The organism is Enterobacter sp. T2, from assembly GCF_010692925.1.
Taxonomy (GTDB): Bacteria; Pseudomonadota; Gammaproteobacteria; order Enterobacterales; family Enterobacteriaceae; genus Enterobacter; species Enterobacter kobei.
In genome coordinates, this window is the sequence record NZ_CP048736.1 from 2,944,660 (window position 1) to 2,964,553 (window position 19,894).

24 protein-coding genes, 3 tRNA genes and 1 pseudogene are annotated in these 19,894 nt (G+C 51.0%); 12 read left to right on the forward strand and 16 right to left on the reverse strand.

All coding sequences use genetic code 11. From position 1 onward, the window contains the following. Window positions 1–121: 121 nt before the first annotated feature. Both G0034_RS14155 and G0034_RS14160 read right to left on the reverse strand, forming a co-directional pair. Entirely contained in the window at window positions 122–592 is a 471-nt protein-coding gene (locus G0034_RS14155; protein ID WP_086527742.1) for a YmfL family putative regulatory protein, read from the reverse strand. A 41-nt stretch (window positions 593–633) separates the two neighbouring features. Next, the gene (locus G0034_RS14160) at window positions 634–852 is read right to left on the reverse strand and encodes a Cro/CI family transcriptional regulator (RefSeq protein WP_023337114.1); all 219 of its coding nucleotides are present in this window, start codon (window positions 850–852) and stop codon (window positions 634–636) included. Window positions 853–950: 98 nt separating this feature from the next. On the opposite strand from G0034_RS14160, the gene G0034_RS14165 reads away from it, so the two are divergent. The 9 genes from G0034_RS14165 (at window position 951) to G0034_RS14200 (ending at window position 6,288) form a co-directional block, all read left to right on the forward strand. Continuing rightward, a complete protein-coding gene (locus G0034_RS14165) occupies window positions 951–1,670 on the forward strand; it encodes a LexA family protein (protein WP_032645236.1) in 720 nt (239 codons plus the stop codon). Between the two features lie 241 nt (window positions 1,671–1,911). Beyond that, window positions 1,912–2,082 carry a hypothetical protein gene (locus tag G0034_RS14170; RefSeq protein ID WP_179120990.1) on the forward strand — a complete coding sequence of 57 codons (171 nt, stop codon included), beginning with the start codon at window positions 1,912–1,914 and terminating at the stop codon, window positions 2,080–2,082. Between the two features lie 359 nt (window positions 2,083–2,441). Continuing rightward, a complete protein-coding gene (locus tag G0034_RS14175; protein WP_286079218.1) occupies window positions 2,442–2,801 on the forward strand; it encodes a hypothetical protein in 360 nt (119 codons plus the stop codon). Beyond that, window positions 2,801–3,628: a ParB-like helix-turn-helix domain-containing protein gene (locus tag G0034_RS14180; RefSeq protein WP_179120992.1), complete on the forward strand. Its 828-nt coding sequence runs from the start codon at window positions 2,801–2,803 to the stop codon at window positions 3,626–3,628. The genes G0034_RS14175 and G0034_RS14180 overlap by 1 nt, the downstream gene beginning before the upstream one ends. Window positions 3,629–3,737: 109 nt before the next feature. Next, window positions 3,738–4,508 carry a hypothetical protein gene (locus tag G0034_RS23425; RefSeq protein WP_286079219.1) on the forward strand — a complete coding sequence of 257 codons (771 nt, stop codon included), beginning with the start codon at window positions 3,738–3,740 and terminating at the stop codon, window positions 4,506–4,508. Further along, window positions 4,505–4,681, forward strand: coding sequence for a hypothetical protein (locus G0034_RS23430; protein WP_286079220.1), 177 nt, complete (start codon window positions 4,505–4,507; stop codon window positions 4,679–4,681). The genes G0034_RS23425 and G0034_RS23430 overlap by 4 nt, the downstream gene beginning before the upstream one ends. A gap of 66 nt (window positions 4,682–4,747) precedes the next feature. Next, window positions 4,748–5,017 carry a hypothetical protein gene (locus tag G0034_RS14190; RefSeq protein WP_179120993.1) on the forward strand — a complete coding sequence of 90 codons (270 nt, stop codon included), beginning with the start codon at window positions 4,748–4,750 and terminating at the stop codon, window positions 5,015–5,017. 33 nt (window positions 5,018–5,050) lie between these two features. Next, entirely contained in the window at window positions 5,051–5,278 is a 228-nt protein-coding gene (locus G0034_RS14195) for a DUF4224 domain-containing protein (RefSeq protein ID WP_179120994.1), read from the forward strand. Further along, window positions 5,278–6,288 carry a tyrosine-type recombinase/integrase gene (locus tag G0034_RS14200; protein ID WP_179120995.1) on the forward strand — a complete coding sequence of 337 codons (1,011 nt, stop codon included), beginning with the start codon at window positions 5,278–5,280 and terminating at the stop codon, window positions 6,286–6,288. The genes G0034_RS14195 and G0034_RS14200 overlap by 1 nt, the downstream gene beginning before the upstream one ends. Before the next feature lie 126 nt (window positions 6,289–6,414). On the opposite strand, the gene G0034_RS14205 is transcribed toward G0034_RS14200, so the two are convergent. From G0034_RS14205 to uvrY, 6 genes are all read right to left on the reverse strand, one after another. Continuing rightward, window positions 6,415–6,501 (reverse strand) — tRNA-Leu (locus tag G0034_RS14205). Window positions 6,502–6,512: 11 nt separating this feature from the next. Next, window positions 6,513–6,586, reverse strand: a tRNA-Cys gene (locus tag G0034_RS14210). Between the two features lie 46 nt (window positions 6,587–6,632). Further along, window positions 6,633–6,708: transfer RNA gene (locus G0034_RS14215), tRNA-Gly, on the reverse strand. A gap of 152 nt (window positions 6,709–6,860) precedes the next feature. Continuing rightward, the gene (gene pgsA / locus G0034_RS14220) at window positions 6,861–7,409 is read right to left on the reverse strand and encodes a CDP-diacylglycerol--glycerol-3-phosphate 3-phosphatidyltransferase (RefSeq protein WP_008500348.1); all 549 of its coding nucleotides are present in this window, start codon (window positions 7,407–7,409) and stop codon (window positions 6,861–6,863) included. A gap of 56 nt (window positions 7,410–7,465) precedes the next feature. Beyond that, window positions 7,466–9,298 (reverse strand): excinuclease ABC subunit UvrC, encoded by a 1,833-nt coding sequence (gene uvrC, locus G0034_RS14225; RefSeq protein WP_179120996.1) that lies wholly within the window; start codon window positions 9,296–9,298, stop codon window positions 7,466–7,468. Further along, window positions 9,295–9,951 (reverse strand): UvrY/SirA/GacA family response regulator transcription factor, encoded by a 657-nt coding sequence (gene uvrY, locus G0034_RS14230; RefSeq protein ID WP_023330806.1) that lies wholly within the window; start codon window positions 9,949–9,951, stop codon window positions 9,295–9,297. Before uvrY ends, uvrC begins: the two co-directional genes overlap by 4 nt. A 370-nt stretch (window positions 9,952–10,321) precedes the next feature. Between uvrY and G0034_RS23675 the strand changes: the two are divergent. Together G0034_RS23675 and G0034_RS14235 are read left to right on the forward strand one after the other, a co-directional pair. Continuing rightward, window positions 10,322–10,390, forward strand: a pseudogene (locus G0034_RS23675) (hypothetical protein); the annotation flags it as partial. Between the two features lie 25 nt (window positions 10,391–10,415). Continuing rightward, window positions 10,416–10,640: a DUF2594 family protein gene (locus G0034_RS14235; RefSeq protein WP_179120997.1), complete on the forward strand. Its 225-nt coding sequence runs from the start codon at window positions 10,416–10,418 to the stop codon at window positions 10,638–10,640. A gap of 66 nt (window positions 10,641–10,706) precedes the next feature. On the opposite strand, the gene sdiA is transcribed toward G0034_RS14235, so the two are convergent. The 8 genes from sdiA to G0034_RS14275 form a co-directional block, all read right to left on the reverse strand. Further along, window positions 10,707–11,429, reverse strand: coding sequence for a quorum-sensing transcriptional regulator SdiA (gene sdiA, locus G0034_RS14240; protein ID WP_014884378.1), 723 nt, complete (start codon window positions 11,427–11,429; stop codon window positions 10,707–10,709). Window positions 11,430–11,650: 221 nt separating this feature from the next. After that, window positions 11,651–12,403, reverse strand: coding sequence for an L-cystine ABC transporter ATP-binding protein TcyN (tcyN, locus tag G0034_RS14245; RefSeq protein ID WP_014884379.1), 753 nt, complete (start codon window positions 12,401–12,403; stop codon window positions 11,651–11,653). Further along, entirely contained in the window at window positions 12,400–13,068 is a 669-nt protein-coding gene (tcyL, locus tag G0034_RS14250; RefSeq protein ID WP_014884380.1) for a cystine ABC transporter permease, read from the reverse strand. The genes tcyN and tcyL overlap by 4 nt, the downstream gene beginning before the upstream one ends. Before the next feature lie 21 nt (window positions 13,069–13,089). Further along, window positions 13,090–14,076 carry a D-cysteine desulfhydrase gene (dcyD, locus tag G0034_RS14255; RefSeq protein ID WP_023330807.1) on the reverse strand — a complete coding sequence of 329 codons (987 nt, stop codon included), beginning with the start codon at window positions 14,074–14,076 and terminating at the stop codon, window positions 13,090–13,092. Window positions 14,077–14,183: 107 nt separating this feature from the next. Continuing rightward, window positions 14,184–14,984, reverse strand: coding sequence for a cystine ABC transporter substrate-binding protein (gene tcyJ, locus G0034_RS14260; RefSeq protein ID WP_014884382.1), 801 nt, complete (start codon window positions 14,982–14,984; stop codon window positions 14,184–14,186). 86 nt (window positions 14,985–15,070) lie between these two features. After that, on the reverse strand, window positions 15,071–15,622 hold the full coding sequence (gene fliZ, locus G0034_RS14265; RefSeq protein ID WP_014884383.1) for a flagella biosynthesis regulatory protein FliZ: 552 nt from the start codon (window positions 15,620–15,622) through the stop codon (window positions 15,071–15,073). A 54-nt stretch (window positions 15,623–15,676) separates the two neighbouring features. Beyond that, window positions 15,677–16,396 (reverse strand): RNA polymerase sigma factor FliA, encoded by a 720-nt coding sequence (locus G0034_RS14270; RefSeq protein WP_014170714.1) that lies wholly within the window; start codon window positions 16,394–16,396, stop codon window positions 15,677–15,679. Window positions 16,397–16,559: 163 nt separating this feature from the next. Continuing rightward, complete coding sequence (locus G0034_RS14275; protein WP_071922100.1) at window positions 16,560–18,200, reverse strand: FliC/FljB family flagellin; 1,641 nt, start codon at window positions 18,198–18,200, stop codon at window positions 16,560–16,562. A 268-nt stretch (window positions 18,201–18,468) separates the two neighbouring features. Here G0034_RS14275 and fliD point away from each other — a divergent pair, with 268 nt between their 5' ends. Continuing rightward, window positions 18,469–19,881 carry a flagellar filament capping protein FliD gene (gene fliD / locus G0034_RS14280; RefSeq protein WP_179120998.1) on the forward strand — a complete coding sequence of 471 codons (1,413 nt, stop codon included), beginning with the start codon at window positions 18,469–18,471 and terminating at the stop codon, window positions 19,879–19,881. Window positions 19,882–19,894: the final 13 nt, after the last annotated feature.

Genomic DNA, 19,894 nt, shown 5'->3' on the forward strand with positions numbered 1-19,894 from the left:
CCCACCAGTGGAAGGCATCTGAATTGCTTCGCTGGTCTCAATCGGTTTAAACTGTTCATGCGTTAGTTTCTCCACTGAATACGACACGCCAAGACGCCAGGGGCCTGCACGCCCGCTGGCGTCACTTTTTTGGGCTTTTCTTACGGCTAAAAAGCGCGACAATCGCGCGGATTTCTTCTTCACGCGCAGCCAGGTGACGGCGGTGATGCTCGTTAATCTCTTCGGCTTCATGCGGCTCAATCACTCCGTCTTCCAGGGCTTTCTGGATAATCTGATCCACCTGACCGCGTGCTGCTGCAGTTCTCATAGCGCGGGTAAACAGGTCTACGCGATCGAGGTCTTCCAGTTGCGGAACGTCCACCAGCAAAGCTCCGCGACGCTGAGCGAAGTAATCAGCCAGGAGAGACGTGTTAGAAATGTCTTCCATCGCTTCCAGCTCGTTCACTTCGAAGAATCGGCAGCCGTTCTTCTCGTACAGGTTGTTATTGAATTGCGTTACTGACATGCCAAGAGCACCGGCCATAGCCTCACGGCCACCGGGATACGCTTTGCACATCGCTTTCACTACTTCTTTCAGGCTTGGCTCTACCATGTTGTTTTTCCTTTGGTAGTTACGTAATGCTGGTTGCTGGGTTACGGTGTTACTGCAACGTCAGGATCAACAGGTTTGTTTTTGTTAGGGAATGGTCGAACTTCCTCGGCTTCAATTTTCCCGTCTTCGTTTACCAGGATATTTACCCGGCGATTACGCTTGAGGGCTTTACTGATGGCGCTTTGGTATACCCCAAGAGCCTCAGCGGTTTTGGCCTGACCGTTTTCCAAAACATATTCAGAGAGCGGAATAATCTTCATTGGTTTTCCTCGTGGTTTGCACATAAGGAGTATCACTGTTAGTGATAAATATGTCAACACTAGCGGTGATTGGTGATTATGCCGTGCGGTGATAAATTATGAGAATGAAAAAGAAACCATTGACCGCCGAACAAATCGCCGATGCCAACAGGCTGAAAGCTATCTTTGAGTCCAAGAAAAAAGCGCTTGGGCTCTCACAGGAGACTTTGGCTGAGCAAATGGGTATGGGACAAAGTGGTGTCGCTCAGTTACTGAATGGCACAAATGCTATCAACGCTACTCATGCCGCGCAGTTCGCTAAAATTCTCGGAGTAAAAGTCGATGATTTCAGTCCTTCCCTTGCAGCTGAGATATCAGCTATGTTTGAGGCGATTGCGAACGGAAGGAATCATTCCTCTGTTTATGAGTACCCACTGTTAACTGAAGTGCAGGCGGGCTCATTTTGCCCTGTTAATTCATACACAGAACGCGACGCGAAGGAATGGGTCTCAACCACAGTTAAAGCCAGTGATTCTGCCTTTTGGCTTGAGGTATCAGGCCATTCAATGACTGCGCCTCCAGGAGTAAAGCCAAGCTTTCCTGAGGGAATGCTTATACTCATAGATCCAGAACAGGACGTTGAGCCTGGTGATTTCTGCGTTGCTGGTATATTCAACGATTCAGAGGTCACTTTTAAAAAATTTGTTCGTGAAGACGGTAAGCCTTGGCTCGAACCTCTTAACCCCAGCCCTCGCTATCAGGCCATTGAATGTAATGAGAATTGCAGGATAATAGGCAAAGTTGTCAAGGCCCAATGGCCTGAAACTATCTTCGAATAAGGAGCCAATCGGCTCCTTTTTTTTGCATCTTTTTTCAGCTTAATAATCATAAAGTTAACACTATTCGTTATATTTTTATCACTAGAGGTGTTGACCATTTAATTACTATTGGTGATACTCATTATGCGCCGGGGTGATGATGTTTAACACCATCGGTTGGTAAGCAGTACGGCATATGGCACATGTGCCGCAGCGGTCCGGGGATTCCTTTCAGTATCCAGATCCAGCGGGTAGCCGGAATGTGCAAGCCAGGCAAGTACGACAGCCAGAGACGCTTCACCAGCGTGGCGATCAGGTGACAGCCCAGACGATATCTGAGTGGCTTAAAAAACAGATGGGAGCCGGTGGAATCCCGGCACACAACATGAAAGCGCACTCCATCAACTATCGGTTGTGGATGGCAGGTAAGTAAACGAACGGAGTGTGCTTCCAGTTGTGGTAAACCCGTAGTAGCTGTACCAGATGCTGTGTGTAGTCTTGGCGGTGGCAGTGCTTTGTTTATTTTCCTTACTCGCCACCGCACTTTTTTCACAACTGAAAGCGCGTTCGGCCAGTTCCTTGAGAGGCCTCAGTCGTTAAATCAACCTCAGGGGAACGCGCTCCCAATTGTGGAGAAGCTAACTGGCGGTGGCAGCCGCCCGTTTCACTAAGTGCCCTGGTTGGGTGCTTACTAAAACGAAACCTCATTATTTTTTGTCGCCATCCGGCGAGGGATTCGTGCAACCAAAAATCAGCGCTGTGCAGAGCGCTTATAACACGGAGAAACTATCCATGACGAACACACAGAACGTCACCGAGTTACAACCACGCATGACCAGAGAGCTGCTTATCGACGCAGCTCGTAAGGCCGCCCCTCTCCTTCCTGCCGCTTACGGCTGGATGGTTAACGAACTGGCTACACGCCTTGATGTTACCAGCGTCGCGCTCTGTGAAGCGATGGCGCAGCGTAAAAAACTGGCTGAGCAGAACGCCACCCTGCTTGAGGATGTTACCAGTTGGGCCAAAGAGTGTGACCGCATCGAAGAGCGCCACACCAAAACGCCTACCAACATGCACCTGCTGGAAGCTCAGCGAGAACTGCGTGAGCTCACTCCTGTTGTCATTTCCCTGAATAACGAGGTTGCTCTCTAATGGCTAACTCATTCAAGCAGATGACCAAGGCCGGGGTCATTAAGCGCACCGATACGGGGATGTTTATCGATCTTTCCGATATCCATGTTCGTGAAGGTTTTAACAAGCGTGAAGACGATGACCGCACCCGCCAGGCTGATGATGACCTTTTCAACTATTTGATTAACGGCGGATCAGTTCCACCACTGGAAGTTATTGCCCGTGATGAAGGTGGCGTATGGGTTGTCGAAGGTCACCGCCGTCGCCGCTGCTATGCACGCTGCGCTGAAGCTGGAAAGCCAGTAGACCGCATCCACATCATGCCATTCAACGGTAGCGATGTTCAGCGCCTGGCGCGCATCATGACCAGTAACAACCAGTTGCCGCTCTCCGATATGGAACAGGCTGCAGTTATTCAGGAGCTGCATAACGCTTTCAACCAGACCACCAGCGAGATCGCAAAACTGGTAAACAAGTCTGTTCCTACAGTCGAAAAGCTACTGCTTCTTAGCACAGCAAACCACGACGTTCAGAAAGAAGTTAAATCCGGAACCGTGTCCGTAGATGTGGCCGTTGACCGAGTAAAAGAGTTCGGCGAAAAGGCAGGTGAGGTTCTTCAGAAGGATAAAGCTTCCGCTGCCGCAAAGGGCAAGAAGAAAGTTACCCGAAGCGTCATAGCTCCTGAAATTAGCGTTAAGAAAGCGCGTCGCCTTGTAGAGCTGATCAGCCTGGCAGGTATAAGCGACACCGGTGTTATATCTCTCGAAGGTTTGGCCCATGCAGAGGCCCTTCAAATTATCGACGAGCACAAAGCTATCGCCGATCAGCGTCATGGAGAAGCATCATGATTACTGGAACATCTAATTACGACGAAGTGCCAATGGTGCCATGCACAATCTGCGGCGGCTACTACAAGGCTGATGAGCCTGAAATGCACGTCTGCGAGGAGTCCGCCCAATGAGCAACATCGACAAACAGCAGATACGCGCCGAAGACGTTGAACCTGGCGATGTGGTTATCACCTCTCATGGTAAGCGCTACACGGTCAAGTCATTCTGGATGGAAGATGACACCGTTACCCTGTTCGGTACTGATGGTTCTGAAACCGAATATGACTACGACGAAATGCTAGACGTTGAGAGGGGGATGATCATGAGCACTATTACCAGAGGATTCACCAAAGAGCAGCTGCAGCAAATTGAAGCAGCTGCTAAAGAAGTCTTGTGGCCTGTCGTGTGGTCGGACAAGAAAGCACGAGAGCACTTCAGTGAAAAAATAACTCCCAAAGTGGTACTGAAGCTGGCGCGTATCGCGCTGGCATCGCTCGAAGAAGGCGCCGAACTTCAGCGCAAAGCAGCAATCCACGATTTACTCTGCAAAAAGTACAACGTCGAGTCACTTGCTGACTTCGTCGACTGGCAAAGGAATCACATTGCAGAACTTGAAATTGCACCACCTGCTCCAGTAGGTGAAGGCGATGCTGCTGTAATGCCGGATTATCCCGGTTACGTGATGACGCAGCGTGAGTGCTTTCAGGCTGGCAAGAAAGCTGGGCAGGCTGAGAATGGTAACTCTCCGGTAATTCCGGATGGTTTTGTGATGGTTCCGATTGAGGCAACACTTGATATGGTCAAGGATGGCGCTGTCGCCGCATCCACAGGAATGCTTATTCCTGGAATATACAAGGCCATGGTTGCAGCAGCACCGCAGCATGAGGTGAAGCCGTGACCTTCAACCGCTACGTAATCACCATAGTGCTGCCGAACCTGATTCTGTGCTCATTGCTAGGCAAACCCGCTCTTACGATCGAGAAAGTTGCTCGCAAGGTTCGCCTGGCGTGCGGCCGTCGTATGGAGCGTGTCATGTTGGATGCTCCTCCGAAGGTGAAGCGCGATGCCTAACCCATTCGACGCGATTATGTTCGTGCTGCTGGTTATAAGCGCACTTAAGGGAATGGGGTGGCTGCCATGGTGAGCAAACTCAAACAGCGGCGCATACGCCGCCTCAAAGCGGACGTGAACTGGTGGCGTGAAGAGGCGGAATACGGCAACCGCCGCATCCTCGAACTGGCCGGGGAAATAGACAGGCTCAAAAAGCTGGTTATCCGCGTGCCGATGCCGGTTCTCATGCCAATGGAAATGGTCCACCAGCTTTATTACACCGAAACAAAAAGATGTCGTACCTGTAATGATGGGATCCGTGGTGGTTGCTCATCATGCATTTTCTATAAGAGATAGCCGGGTGCAGCCGGTTAAGTGGAGAGCTATACGATGAGCGGACAAAGCCAACGTTTTCTTACCCCTGATGACCTCTATCAGCTTACTGGTTATCGTCGCCCTTCCCTTCAGTGCCGCGCGCTGAAAGAAAGCGGTGTATTTTTCGTGCCACGAAAAGACGGCAGACCAGGCACTACATGGGATCATGTAACTAACCCTGCTGGCATGAAGTTGATAGTGAACAATCCAGAGGAAGAAGAACCAAACTTTAAGGACATGTAATGCCCAGAACCCGCAAAAACCCAGAAGATAACTGGATGCCGCCCCGCGTTCGTCGGGGCAAATCAGCTTATGAGTTCAGAACTCCAGACGGGAGAACGGTGAGATTGTGCAACCACGATCTCACAAAGTCTCAGGTCTGGGCTGCCTATGAGAACTTCATAAACGATATCAAGGTTGGCTCAAATTTCCACGCACTCTGTGAAGAGTTTTTTAACTCTGGTGACTTTCATGAGTTAGCAACAGAAACAAGAAAGGACTACCGAAAATATGGTTCAAAGGTAAATATCGTTTTCGGGAAGATGAAGCCAGACAATATCAAGCCTGAGCATATCAGGAAGTATATGGATAAAAGAGGTGTTAAAAGCAGAGTCCAGGCGAACCGAGAGAAAGCGTTTATATCGAGGGTGTTCAGGTGGGCATATGAGCGCGGAAAAGTGAAGATGAATCCTTGCCAGGGTGTGAAGCAATTTAAGGAACAGGCGCGCACCCGCTATGTTACGGACAAAGAATATGATGCACTATTCAGCGTTTCTACGGTGCCGGTTAAAATCGCTATGGAGTTAGCTTATTTATGCTGCGCACGTCAGGGTGACATTCTTGACCTTAAGAAAAGTCAGATCCTTGATGAAGGAATTCTAATTCAGCAAAGTAAAACAGCAGTTAGCCAGATAAAGGCCTGGACTGAACGACTGTCAAAAGCGATTAACATGGCAGATAAACTACCATTAAACAGCGGTATGGTTAGCCTTTATGTAATTCATCAGCAATCAGGATCTCGTTATACGCGTGATGCGTTCAATGCTCAATGGATGAAGGCAAAAAAGGCTGCTGCTGAAAAATATCCTGACCTTGAATTCAACTTCACGTTCCATGATCTGAAAGCTAAAGGGATATCTGATCTGGAAGGAACGCTGCATGAGAAACAGGAAATATCAGGCCACAAAAATGCTTCGCAGACTGCAAGATATAACCGAAAAATATCTGTAGTGCCGGTGGTTGGGGGGCAGTAATGCCCTCTTTCTGTGGCGAAGTCGAATGGCGAAACAATGGCGAATGGCGAAAAATAGACAATAAAAAACCACCTTTCGGTGGTTTATACGACACTGCTTATCATTGATTTTATTCTAGTTTTCCCATGGTAGCCGGAGTGGGACTTGAACCCACACAGCGCGAACGCCGAGGGATTTTAAATCCCTTGTGTCTACCGATTCCACCATCCGGCCAGGGAAGAAAGTGGAGGCGCGTTCCGGAGTCGAACCGGACTAGACGGATTTGCAATCCGCTACATAACCGCTTTGCTAACGCGCCGTAAAACTTTTCTAACTGACACCCGCTACTGCGCATGTCTTTAATCTGGAGCGGGAAACGAGACTCGAACTCGCGACCCCGACCTTGGCAAGGTCGTGCTCTACCAACTGAGCTATTCCCGCATGTCATCAAGTCAACTTCTAAACACTTGATTTCATTATCGTCCGGCTTGCTGTGCCGCCGTTCGATGCGTTGCATTCTACTGATATGACGTTATGAGTCAACGTTATTTTTTGCTTCCCTGGATCGTTTGCTGAAAATTACGGCGAAACGATCACTGATCAAGCAAATCCCCGCGCGCAGCGTTCAAATATTGCAGCATTGACCACAACGTCAGCACTGCCGCTACCCACAGCAGACCAATTCCCGCCCACTCAACCCAGGCGTTTGGACGCCAGAGCATCCAGACCAGCGCCGCCATCTGTGCGGTCGTTTTCACTTTCCCGATCCAGGAGACCGCCACGCTGCTGCGTTTACCCAACTCCGCCATCCACTCACGCAGCGCAGAAATGATGATTTCACGGCCGATCATGGTTGCCGCAGGCAGCGTCACCCACCAGGTATGATAGTGTTCAGCCACCAGCACCATCGCGATAGCAACCATGACCTTATCCGCTACCGGATCGAGAAACGCGCCGAAGCGAGTGCTTTGATTCCAGCGACGCGCCAGATAGCCATCAAACCAGTCCGTTACCGCTGCGATAAGGAAGATCAATGCGCAGGCAAAAGGTGCCCACACAACCGGCAGATAAAACGCCAGCACGAAGAACGGAATGAGTACAACACGAAAGAGAGTGAGCAACGTAGGGATATTATATTGCATAGTGACGGTAACTATTTGTTGTCAGTAAAATTTAGCTCTATGTTGCTACAGAGCCCTCAATGTTTCAACGAGTAGTAGATCTTTTCTGCCAGCCCTTGCGAAATACCCGGCACTTTTGCAATTTCCTCCATGCTGGCGTTGAGTAATCCTTGCAATCCGCCCATATACTTCAGCAGCATCTGGCGACGTTTTGGCCCGACGCCCTCAATGGTTTCCAGAGTACTGGTATTTTTCACCTTCGCCCGTTTTTTACGGTGCCCGCTGATAGCATGGTCGTGCGATTCATCGCGAATATGCTGGATGACATGCAGCGCCGGGGAGTCTGGCGGCAGACTGAAGCCCTCACCTTCCGGTTCGAAGAACAACGTCTCCAGACCCGCCTTACGATCGGCCCCTTTCGCCACACCTAACAGCAGCGGATGGTTTTTGTCCCACTCAACGTCGAGCGATTCAAATACCGCTTTCGCCTGGCCAAGCTGGCCTTTACCACCGTCAATCAGGATCACATCCGGGATCTTGCTCTCTTCAATCGCTTTACCGTAACGACGACGCAGCACCTGATTCATGGCGGCATAGTCGTCCCCCGGCGTAATGCCGGTGATGTTATAGCGTCGATACTCGGCGCGCAGCGGGCCATTAGCATCAAACACGACGCAGGATGCTACCGTCTGCTCACCCATCGTATGGCTGATATCGAAACACTCCATACGTTTCACTTCCGGCAACCTCAGGAGCGTTGCCAGCGCGGTTAACCGCTGGCTGACCGTCGATTGCTGAGACAATTTTGTGGTCAGCGCCGTCGCCGCATTGGTCCGCGCGAGCTTCAGATAACGCGCCCTGTCGCCGCGGGGTTTGGTTTGTACGTTGACCCGACGGCCCGCCAGCTCGGAAAGCGAATCGGCCAGCAGGGTTTTATCGTCAAGGTTGAAATCGAGCAGGATCTCCGAGGGGAGCGTGCGCATCTGGCTTCCCTGTAGATAGAACTGGCCGACAAAGGTTTCCACCACTTCCCCCAGCTCGGTGCCACCAGGCACTTTGGGGAAATAGCTGCGGCTGCCGAGTACTTTGCCCTGGCGGATAAACAGCACGTGAACACAGGCCATTCCGGCGTCAAAGGAGACGCCGATAACGTCGAGATCGTCACCGGTATTCGAGACAAACTGTTTCTCGGTGACCCGGCGCACCGCCTGAATTTGGTCACGGATCCGTGCGGCCTCTTCAAACTCAAGTGCGGCGCTGGCTTTTTCCATCCGCGCGATCAGCTGGGTTAACACCTGATCGTCTTTTCCGGCTAAGAACAGGCGTACATACTCCACCTGCTGGGCATACTCATCTTCACTGACCAGCCCGGCGACACAGGGGCCCAGGCAGCGACCAATCTGGTACTGCAGACACGGACGCGAGCGGTTACGGTAGACACTGTTTTCGCACTGACGAACCGGGAAGATTTTTTGCAGCAGTGCGAGCGTCTCCCGCACGGCATAGCCATTCGGGAAAGGACCAAAATATTCCCCCTTCGCGTGTTTTGCACCACGGTGCATCGCCAGACGCGGATGGGTATCGCCACTCAGGAAGATAAAGGGATAGGATTTATCGTCCCGCAACAGCACGTTATAGCGCGGCTGATAGAGCTTTATATAATTGTGCTCAAGCAGCAGGGCTTCGGTTTCGGTATGCGTGACGGTGACATCAATATTATGAATGAGAGAGACCAGCGCTTCAGTCTTACGGGAGGCAAGGTTGCTGCGAAAATAGCTGGAAAGGCGTTTTTTAAGGTCTTTCGCCTTCCCCACATAGATAACCGTACCGCCAGCGTCATACATCCGATAGACGCCAGGCTGGCTGGTTACCGTTTTCAGAAATGCTTTTGAATCGAACACATCACTCACTGACTTAACAACGTCTCCGCATTACATAAACCATGTCGGATGGCCAGATGAGTCAGTTCAACATCACCATGAATGTTCAGTTTACTGAACATTCGATAACGATAGCTGTTCACCGTTTTCGGGCTAAGGTTCAGCTGTTCCGAGATCTCATTTACCTTCTGACCTTTCGTGATCATCAGCATAATCTGCAATTCGCGCTCAGACAAACTGGCAAACGGGGACTCGTTTTTCTCGGGTTCGATCTGGCTCAAAGCCATCTGTTGCGCAATGTCAGAGGCGATGTAACGCTGCCCGGCAAACACGGAGCGGATGGCATTGACGACCTCCTGCGGAGCGGCACCTTTGCTCAGGTAACCGGCCGCACCCGCCTGCATCACTTTCGCAGGCAGTGGATTTTCAGTATGCACGGTCAGCATGATGACTTTGGTATCTACGAAGGTACGCGCAATTTTGCGCGTTGCCTCAAGGCCACCGATGCCGGGCATGTTCATATCCATCAGCACCACATCGGCGGAGTTTGTGCGGCACCATTTTACGGCATCTTCCCCACAGCACACCTCTCCGGCAACTTTAATCCCTTTTATATCTTCAAGAATGCGTCGTATCCCTGCGCGCACCAGTTCGTGGTCATCAACAAGAAGGACGTTGATCAAAGGAAATGTCTCCAGAATAGGGATAACGCTACTGAGTGATAATTTGGTTTATATTAACGGTTTTCCTCACAAGATTAAAACGTTAAAAAATCGGCTATTCGATTTTGCTCTCGTTTTTGGAAATTAGCCTGTACAGTCCGTGGAAAGAGAGTCCTTGCCATCAGGGCTTTTGCGCTTTTTTTTAAGCATCCGTATTCAAAAAGTTACAAAAACCTTGCTCCTTTTCCTCGGGGAAAACAGTTTTCAGATTTTTGTAACAATAATTAACGGTAAGCAAACCACTCATAAACAATTAATAGTCATACCAGGGCATCAGTCTACCGCCTGGCGGAGTTTACGCAAATAAACAGCGCAGTAAAAGTACGAAAAACAACCGCTGCATTTTTTGCTACAGCTTGTGGTATACTCCGCCGCCTTGACTTTCGTCGTCGCGCTTTAGCGCCGTTTAATAATGAGGAAAATAAATGAGCACACCTGAATTTGCCACTGCGGAGAATTACCAGGAACTGGCACAGGAAGTAAACTGCCTGAAAGCACTGCTGACGCTGATGCTGCAGGCGATGGGCCAGGCTGATGCTGGTCGTGTGATCATTAAAATGGAAAAGCAAATCGCGCAGATGGAAGACCAGGCGGAATCGGCTGTATTTGCAAACACCGTTAAGCAAATTAAACAAGCGTACCGCCAGTAACAAAAAACGGCTGGATGCACTGCATTCAGCCGTCCGCTCGTCTGTCACGCAGAACGTACTCTCTAATCAGATCAGTCCCGTTGCCGCCGCGTAACAAGCAATCTGGGTTTTGTTGGGTGCATTGAATTTTTTCTGCATATTCTTCTGATGGAAGTTAACCGTATTCTCTGAAATGGAGAGAATGATCGCTATTTCCGCTGACGTCTTCCCTTCCGCAGTCCATTTCAGAATTTCCCGCTCACGCTTGCTGAATTTCATCTCTGGCGGCATCACCATCCCATCTTCAAAACGCAACAGCGTGGTTAATGCCATTTGCACCAGCATTTGCAACCGTAGTTCTATTTCTTCCTGCCTGTACGGCACATCCTGCACACTCGTACGGGAAACCGAGAGGAAACCGAGCGCGTGATTAGGCAGCATCAGACACTGCGTTATTCCCGTGCGTAAACCGTGATCCTGTGCGTTATGCCATAACTCCTGCGCATCCGCGAATAATGCGTCCGTCCAGGGAAGATGACCCTGAATGAAATTCTCCGGCTTTAAAACCGGATCAATCGCGAAATAGTTCGCGGATTGATATTGCGCCATCCACTGCTTTGGATAAGTGGTTTGCAACGAGACCTTGGGTCGCGTAAATGGCACGGGATGGCGCACGCAGAGCGCGTAATAATCGAATTCAAGCGCCTGCGTTTGTCGCTGAAGTTCCTGATATACCTCGTCGGCACAGGTCAATTCCTGAAACCGGAGGAAGCAATCCCGTCGCCAGGTGAAAAAGTCTGAATCCTTCATACTTACTAAAAGAAGCCTCTGAAAAGATAATCATTATTATGGTGAATATAACCTAACACATAAAACTTATTTCTAACCACAAAATATCGGCAATAGCACAATTAACTTTACTATTGATAAGGCTTATCTGCGTCGGGTGGAATAAAAAAGCAGACGCTCGGGGCAACAGGGAGAATAATTTGCTCCAGAAAAGATTTCCGGAGCAAATAAGGACAAAAATGCTACTGCATGAGGAATTTTTCAAGGAACTGGCGGGTTCGTGGCTGTTGAGGATCCGCAAATAAACTTTTCGCCGGCCCCTGCTCCACAATCCGCCCCTGGTCCATGAAAATGGCCCTGTCCGCCACGTCACGAGCAAAGCTCATTTCATGGGTCACGATGACCATCGTGCGCTTTTCCTGTGCCAGCTGGCGAATGGTGTTCAGCACTTCGCCCACCAGCTCGGGGTCGAGCGCGGAGGTCGGTTCATCAAACAGGATCACGTCAGGGCGCATCGCCAGCGCACGCGCTATCGCCACGCGCTGCTGCTGGCCTCCTGACAGGCGGCGCGGATAGCTGGTCTCTTTACCTGCCAGCCCAACTTTAGCGAGCAGCTCGCGGGCACGCGCCGTCGCGTCCTCTTTTGGCTCACCTTTTACGATGACCGGCCCTTCAATAATGTTTTCCAGTACCGTGCGGTGCGGAAAAAGATTGAAGTTCTGGAACACAAAGCCCACATGCTGACGCAGACGGCGAATTAATCCTTTCTGCTGGCTGATGGATTTACCGGTATCAATCGTAATCTCCCCGACCCGGATGGTGCCCCCTTCCGGCTGTTCAAGCAGGTTAATACTGCGCAGCAGCGTCGTTTTTCCCGACCCGCTCGGCCCGATAATCGCCACCACTTCGCCCTGCTCCACTTCCAGATCGATCCCGTGGAGCACCGTTTGACCATGGAATTTTTTCACCAGGTTTTTAACGTCGATAGCACTCATTTTGGATCACGCTCCTGGCGGTTAAGCTGGTTTTCAAAATAGTTTTGCAGAGCAGACAACACCGTTGCCATCACCCAGTAAATCAGCGAGGCAGCCAGATACATGGTGAAGACTTCAAGGGTGCGCGAGGTAATAAGCTGCGCCTGACGGAACAGTTCAGGCACCTGAATCGTTGCGGCCAGAGAGGTATCTTTGACCAGGCTGATGAAGCTGTTGCTCAGCGGCGGAAGCGCCACACGCGCAGCCTGCGGCAAAATAGCGCGACGCAATGTTTGCCACGGCGTCATCCCGATACTGGCCGCCGCTTCCCACTGACCTTTATCAATGGACGAGATTGCCGCGCGCAGGGTTTCAGAGGTATAGGCCGCCGTATTGAGCGACAGACCAATCATCGCCGCCGGGATCGGATCCAGCTCGATACCGAATTGCGGTAGACCGTAGTAGATCATAAAGAGCTGAGCAATGAGTGGCGTACCGCGAAACACGGAGATATAGAAGCGCGCCAGCCAGCGTACCGGCAGAATGGGCGACATACGCATTAAGGCCAGCACGAAGCCCAGCACGAGGCCGAAGAACATCCCGCCAATACTCAGCTGGAGCGTGAATACCGCACCTTTCAGCAGATACGGCAGTGAATCAATAACCAGTTGTATACTTTCTTGCATTATTATTTTTCGACCTGATTTTTAGACATGAGGATGATAAGCAAACAGCGCGGGCGCCCCGCCGGTGTGCACAAATAAAATCGGCCCTTCATCCTTAAAGCGTTTCTGCGTAATGCCATCTATAAGCCCGGCCATCGCTTTACCCGTATAAACCGGATCAAGCAGTATACCCTCAAGGCGCGCCAGCAGTTTAACCGCCTCCATCCCCTCTTCATTAGGCGTGCCGTAGCCCGGCGCAAAATAGTCATCCCAGAGCAGAATATCGGCTTTTGCCTTAAGCGCCAGCTGCTCTGCCACCGCCTGCTGTAACGTGACCACTTTCGGCTTTTGATCCGCAACGCTGCGGGACACCGTCACGCCTATCAGTTCCACCTCGGGCATCAGCTGCTCCAGCCCCACCGCCAGCCCGGCGTGCGTGCCCGCACTGCCAGACGCGACAACCACGGAGGAGAGGCTCACCGCCCCCTCACACTGCTGCGCGATCTCCAGCGCACTTTCCACATAACCCAGCGCGCCCAACGCATTCGAACCGCCGACAGGGATAACATAAGGACGGAAACCCTGCGCTTCGAGGCGCGTAGCCAGTTCGTCTAGCTGCGCAGTCGGGTCGGTCAACGCATCGACCATCTCCACCTGCACATTAAACAGATCCAGCAGCAGACGATTACCGTTGGTGAGATAGTTTTCTGCCCGCGTGCCAATTGGGTTTTCCAGCAGTGCCACGCAATGGAGACCAAGCTTCGCCGCCACTGCCGCCGTCTGACGAACGTGGTTGGACTGGATTGCCCCGGCGGTGATGAGCGTGTCCGCCCCTTCACGCAGTGCATCCGCGGCCAGAAACTCCAGCTTACGCAGCTTGTTGCCCCCCATCGCCATCGGCGTCACGTCATCGCGCTTAATGAAAATATCGCGTCCTACGTAATCAGAAAATCGCGGCAGATACTCCAGCGGAGTCGGCGCGCCGATAAACTCCAGGCGGGGAAAGCGCGTTAAATTCTGTAGTGACATGGGTTCTCCGGTAACTCAGACAAAATGTGATATTTTTCATTATGCACGCAGACGCGTAAGAAATAAAAAAGGCGCTTTTAAAAGCGCCTTTTTTTCACGTCAAAGACTTATTTGGTGACGTCTGCGCCGAACCACTTCTCGGAGAGCGCCTTCAGGCTGCCGTCTTTTTGCATATCAGCAATCGCAGCGTCGATCGCTTTCACCAGGTCTTCGTTACCTTTACGGACCGCAACACCGGATTCCTGACGAGAGAACGCATCACCGGCAACCGCCAGAGTGTTGTTGGTTTTCTTCACCAGATCCAGCGCGGCCAGGCGGTCAACCAGAATGGCGTCAATACGGCCTACGCGCAGATCCTGGTATTTCGTCGGGTCATCATCATAGGTACGGATGTCCACGCCCTGAACGTTCTGGCGCAGCCACTCTTCGTAGTTCGTGCCCAGGCCGACACCCACTTTTTTGCCTTTCAGGTCGGCCGCGGTTTTGATGGTGCCTTCGTTACCTTTCTTCACCAGCGCCTGAATACCGGACACGGTGTACGGCGTGGAGAAGTCATACTTCTTCTTACGCTCGTCAGAAATGGTCACCTGGTTAATCACCACGTCAATGCGTTTGGAATCCAGCGATGCCAGCATACCGTCCCATTTTGTCGGTTTCAGGGAGGCTTTCACGCCGAGGTGTTTTGCCAGTTCTTCGGCAAATTCCACTTCAAAACCGGTCAGTTTGCCGTCGTCGCCCTGGAAGCTGAACGGAGGATAGGTTCCTTCCAGCCCCACCAGCAGCGTTCCACGCTCTTTTACTTTGTTCAGCAGATTTTCTGCAGCGAACGTTTTCACGCTCATACCCGCAACCAGCGCCACGGCCATAACGCCCATCAACGCCTGACGACCCAGAAGTGCTAATTTCATAAATACCCCGATAGCGTAGAATTTTTACGTAGTGTAGAGAAATCGCCTGCGACGTCAAAGGCGACTGCGCTACATCTTATTCTTTTTTAATATATATCAGAAGTTGTTCCGGCGTGGCCTTTCTGCTTCATCGCACCCGGCATTTGTACCTTATATTGCGCATACTTGCGCAGCGCAATACGGTAGTTGTTGGTGCTGGTGGCAGGCAGCCACGGCTCCAGATTCTCATCCAGATAACCGGTTTTTAGCAGATCGCGAGAGATGTTGTTAACGGTCAGATGCTGTCCAAGGCGGCGCAGGCGAACCACATATTCGCGCACGGTGCCGTGGCTCATCTCCGTTTGTTCAAACAGGAATTGTTTGAAGCCGATAATGTCGAAGAAGTCGCTTTGCTCTTTGCAATGGAGATCGCCACAGAAACGGCAAAGCGCCACCCACTCTTTCTGCTCTTCGAGCCACGCCGCTTCGTCCATCAACGTGTCGAGGCGAGAGATCGCGATTTTATTCACGATCTCGCCACGGCGAACCAGCGTGATACGATCGAGTAGTTTCTTACAGTGGGCGCAATGCGTCTGGCTGTGTTTAAAGTCTTTCAGGTAGCGGCTTAAAGGCCGTCTTTTTGATTGCTGCACCGTCATGATAACTCCTGGTTGTCAATACGTTGTGCGGCATTTTTCGGGTGAAAAAATCACCTATAACTTACCCAGCTTGGTTCGTAAGCGTTTAATGGCCTGGCTGTGCAACTGGCTCACCCGCGACTCCCCCACCTCCAGAACAGCGCCAATCTCTTTGAGATTAAGCTCTTCCTGATAATAAAGGGTCAACACCAGCTGTTCGCGTTCAGGCAGCGCTTCAATCGCTTCCATTACGCGCTGGCGTAAATTCCCTTCCATTAAATGGTGTAACGGGTTTTCCTGCTGGTGCTCATCCGTCACCAGCTCGATGCTATCGCCATGCTCTTCGCGCCACTCGTCATAAGAGAAGAGTTGGCTATTATTGGTATCGAGCAACATCTGACGATACTCTTCAACAGCAATGCCAAGACGTTCCGCCACTTCGGTTTCCGTTGCGTTGCGTCCCAGTTCCTGTTCCAGCTGCCCCATCGCATGCGCCACTTCGCGGGCGTTGCGGCGAACACTTCGCGGCACCCAGTCACGGCTGCGCAGTTCGTCCAGCATCGCACCACGAATACGCTGAACTGCGTAAGTCGTAAATGCCGTTCCTTGCAGAGCGTCGTATCGGTCAACTGCATTCAATAACCCGATACCGCCCGCCTGTAGCAGATCGTCAAGTTCCACGCTCGCCGGCAAACGCACCTGGAGGCGCAATGCTTCGTGACGCACCAGCGGGACATAACGCTGCCACAGCGAGTGTTTATCCATTACACCTTCAGCGGTATAGAGTGAATTCACGATAAACAGCCCTGCGTTAATTGAGTTATCGGCATGATTATCCGATTCTGCAGGGGTTTCAATTGGGTGAATAGTGGGTGAAATGAGGGGTTATTTGGGGGGTTATGCGAATAGCGCTAAATAAAAAACCCCGCCGAAGCGGGGTTTGAGCATTATCAGGCGATTAGCCCTGCAGCAGAGACAGAACCTGCTGAGGAACCTGGTTAGCTTTAGCCAACACGGAGTTACCCGCCTGCTGGATGATCTGCGCTTTAGACATATTGGACACTTCGGTCGCATAGTCGGCGTCCTGAATACGGGACTGCGCTTCAGACAGGTTGGTGGTAGTGTTGTTCAGGTTGGTCACCGCGGAATCCAGACGGTTCTGGATAGCACCCAGTGAAGAACGGAACTTATCGATGGAGCTGATAGCGTCGTCCAGGGCTTTCAGTGGGTCCTTAGTGGTAGTGGTAGCAGTTTGAGCGTCGGTGGTGATTTTACCATTTGCATCTTTATGCGCAACTTTGCCAGAACCATTGGTGATAGAGCCATCAGTCTGAACGAAATAAGTAGCTGTATTTGTGGTAGTTAATGCAGCGTCATTATCAACATAAACATCGGCAGCACCGCTTTTAACAGCACCGGCGTTATCAACGGTATAGCCGGTAGATGTGGTGTAACCTGCTGCAGCGGCACCGCTCTGCAGTTTGTCAGCGCTGATAGAGGCATTGGTAACATCGATAGTACCAGCCGTACCGCCTGTCAGAGTCAGGGTTTCGCCAGATGCAGTGGTGATAGAAGAAGCAATCGCAGTACCACCGCCGTTAGCCTGCAGACCAGCCAGTGTTGCAACCGGTGGGGTACCCGCGCTGTTCTTGGTCAGGTTGCCGGTAGTATCCAGATACAGAGCGGCACCATCATCTTTAGCGGTTAAAGTACCGTCTTTAGCAATAATGACGTCTTGTTTAGTTGTACCGATAGTAACGGTAGCTGAGGTAGTATCGCCCGCAGCTGGGTTCAGATAGCTCAGAACCTGAGCAGAGGTTGCGCCTGTTACACCAAAAGTAAACTTGTCGTTTGCTTTATCGTAGGTGTAGGTATTTGCTGCACCTGAGAGACCATCAGCAACAGTGCCAGTACTGGTGACGGTTGCACCATTTGCCAGGCTACCCAATACGTCGGCAGAAGATGCAGCTTTAAAGCCTGCAGAACCTGTATACGTATTACCAGCTAAAGTAAAGCCAGCAGCGGTCATATCAGCAGCAGTTGCAACTGCGTTGGCTACGCCACCTTTACCGTTAACGTTAAAACCGCTCAGTTTCAGAGTATTAGAGTCGATTTGTTTCAGGTCGATAGTGATGGTCTGACCATCGTTCGCGCCAACCTGAATTTTCATGGAACCGTCTTTTGCCAGCACATTCACGCCGTTGAACTGGGTCTGACCGGATACGCGGTCAATTTCATCCAGACGGGATTTGATTTCGTCCTGGATGGAGTCCAGGTCAGATTGGGAGTTAGTACCAGTAGAGGACTGAACGGTCAGTTCACGGATACGCTGTAAGTTGTTGTTTATTTCAGACAGTGCGCCTTCAGTGGTCTGCGCAACGGAGATACCGTCGTTGGCGTTACGTGCAGCCTGGGTCAGACCTTTGATGTTAGAGGTGAAGCGGTTAGCAATCGCCTGGCCAGCTGCGTCATCTTTTGCGCTGTTGATACGCAGACCGGATGACAGACGCTCAATGGCAGTAGACATTGAAGACTGGTTCTTGTTGATGTTGTTCTGAGTGATCAGCGAGAGGCTGTTGGTATTAATGACTTGTGCCATGATTTCGTTTCCTGTTGTTCATCAAATCTGTGGATTAGATTTGGGTTTCCACCCTTCGGCTTCATCGCCGTCAAAGGTGTTATCGTCTGGTCCAAAACAACCTTTAGAATTTTTTTCAGGATCGCATCATTTTTTTTAGCCACAGAAATACTCTTCTCTATTAGCGCTATTCTCGCCATTAAAAAAAAGAATCTAACCGTAAACTTTCCTGAGTTGAGGCCGATAACCCCACTATTCGTTCTACGTGTCGTTACATTAAGGAATAAATATGGCAAGTATTTCTACGTTGGGAGTCGGCTCAGGTCTGCAGTTAGGAGACATTCTGGATAGTCTTACCGCTGCACAGAAGGCTCAGTTAACGCCAATCACTAAACAGCAGTCTTCCTACACAGCAAAACTGAGCGCCTACGGCACGTTGAAAAGTGCTCTGGAGTCCTTCCAGACGGCGAATACTGCTTTAAGTAAAGCGGACCTCTTTACTGCAACCACCACTGTCAGCAGCTCAACGGCGTTTAGCGCAACCACCACCGGCAGCGCAATCGCGGGTAAATACACCATTAGCGTGTCGCAGCTCGCTCAGGCCCAAACGCTGACCACATCTAAAACGCAAAGCGACAGCAAATCGGCGATTGCAACCGCGGACAGCAAGATCACCATTCAGCAGGGCGGCGATAAGAAACCCGTCACTATTGATATCAGCGCAGCAAACTCGTCTCTGACCGGCATCCGCGACGCAATCAATAAAGCGGATGCGGGCGTAAGCGCCAGTATTATTAACGTTGGAAACGGTGAGTATCGTCTGTCCATTACCTCTAAAGAGACTGGCGAAGACAATGCGATGACCATCAGCGTCAGCGGCGATTCGGCGCTGCAATCCTTTATGGGTTACAACGGCACGAAAGGTGATGCCAGCAACGGCATGCTGGAAAGCGTTAACGCGCAAAATGCAATGTTGAAGGTAAACAACGTCGACATTGAAAACAGCAGTAACACAATCAGCGATGCGCTGGAAGATATCACGCTAAATCTGAATGATATTACGAGCGGCAACCAGACATTAACCATCACCAACGACACCAGCAAAGCAACCAAAGCGATTAATGACTGGGTTACTGCATATAATTCTCTGCAAGACACCTTTAGCAGCCTGACAAAATATACAGCGGTGGATGCAGGCTCAGACGCACAGAGTAACAGCAACGGCGCGTTGTTAGGTGACAGTACCCTGCGCACTATTCAAACCCAGTTAAAAAGCGTTCTTAACAACCCTCTCTCCAGTTCCAATATCAAAACGCTGGCCCAGGCGGGGATTACCACCGATCCGAGCACCGGCAAGCTGGAAGTTGATAATGACAAGCTTAACGAGGCAATGAAAAACAGCGCGGCCGGTATCAAAGATCTGCTGGTCGGCGACGGTAAAACATCTGGTATCACCACCTCCGTGGGTACAAACCTGACAGGTTGGCTTTCCAGCACCGGCATCATTCAGGCCGCCAAAGATGGCGTCAGCAAAACGCTTAACAATTTAACCAAGCAATATAACGCAGCCAGCGATCGCATCGACACTATGGTAGCACGTTATAAAGAACAGTTTACGCAGTTGGACGTCATGATGAACTCCCTGAACTCCACCAGCAGCTACCTAACACAACAGTTTGAAAATACGTCTTCCAACAAGTAGTAACCGTTAATCA

Bases quoted from the DNA above. Each gene is read 5' to 3' on its own strand.
- G0034_RS14155 (WP_086527742.1), bottom strand. From the start codon at position 592: ATGGTAGAGCCAAGCCTGAAAGAAGTAGTGAAAGCGATGTGCAAAGCG.
- G0034_RS14160 (WP_023337114.1), bottom strand. From the start codon at position 852: ATGAAGATTATTCCGCTCTCTGAATATGTTTTGGAAAACGGTCAGGCC.
- G0034_RS14165 (WP_032645236.1), top strand. From the start codon at position 951: ATGAGAATGAAAAAGAAACCATTGACCGCCGAACAAATCGCCGATGCC.
- G0034_RS14175 (WP_286079218.1), top strand. From the start codon at position 2,442: ATGACGAACACACAGAACGTCACCGAGTTACAACCACGCATGACCAGA.
- G0034_RS14180 (WP_179120992.1), top strand. From the start codon at position 2,801: ATGGCTAACTCATTCAAGCAGATGACCAAGGCCGGGGTCATTAAGCGC.
- G0034_RS23425 (WP_286079219.1), top strand. From the start codon at position 3,738: ATGAGCAACATCGACAAACAGCAGATACGCGCCGAAGACGTTGAACCT.
- G0034_RS14190 (WP_179120993.1), top strand. From the start codon at position 4,748: ATGGTGAGCAAACTCAAACAGCGGCGCATACGCCGCCTCAAAGCGGAC.
- G0034_RS14195 (WP_179120994.1), top strand. From the start codon at position 5,051: ATGAGCGGACAAAGCCAACGTTTTCTTACCCCTGATGACCTCTATCAG.
- G0034_RS14200 (WP_179120995.1), top strand. From the start codon at position 5,278: ATGCCCAGAACCCGCAAAAACCCAGAAGATAACTGGATGCCGCCCCGC.
- pgsA (WP_008500348.1), bottom strand. From the start codon at position 7,409: ATGCAATATAATATCCCTACGTTGCTCACTCTCTTTCGTGTTGTACTC.
- G0034_RS14235 (WP_179120997.1), top strand. From the start codon at position 10,416: ATGAGCACACCTGAATTTGCCACTGCGGAGAATTACCAGGAACTGGCA.
- sdiA (WP_014884378.1), bottom strand. From the start codon at position 11,429: ATGAAGGATTCAGACTTTTTCACCTGGCGACGGGATTGCTTCCTCCGG.
- tcyN (WP_014884379.1), bottom strand. From the start codon at position 12,403: ATGAGTGCTATCGACGTTAAAAACCTGGTGAAAAAATTCCATGGTCAA.
- tcyL (WP_014884380.1), bottom strand. From the start codon at position 13,068: ATGCAAGAAAGTATACAACTGGTTATTGATTCACTGCCGTATCTGCTG.
- dcyD (WP_023330807.1), bottom strand. From the start codon at position 14,076: ATGTCACTACAGAATTTAACGCGCTTTCCCCGCCTGGAGTTTATCGGC.
- tcyJ (WP_014884382.1), bottom strand. From the start codon at position 14,984: ATGAAATTAGCACTTCTGGGTCGTCAGGCGTTGATGGGCGTTATGGCC.
- fliZ (WP_014884383.1), bottom strand. From the start codon at position 15,622: ATGACGGTGCAGCAATCAAAAAGACGGCCTTTAAGCCGCTACCTGAAA.
- G0034_RS14275 (WP_071922100.1), bottom strand. From the start codon at position 18,200: ATGGCACAAGTCATTAATACCAACAGCCTCTCGCTGATCACTCAGAAC.
- fliD (WP_179120998.1), top strand. From the start codon at position 18,469: ATGGCAAGTATTTCTACGTTGGGAGTCGGCTCAGGTCTGCAGTTAGGA.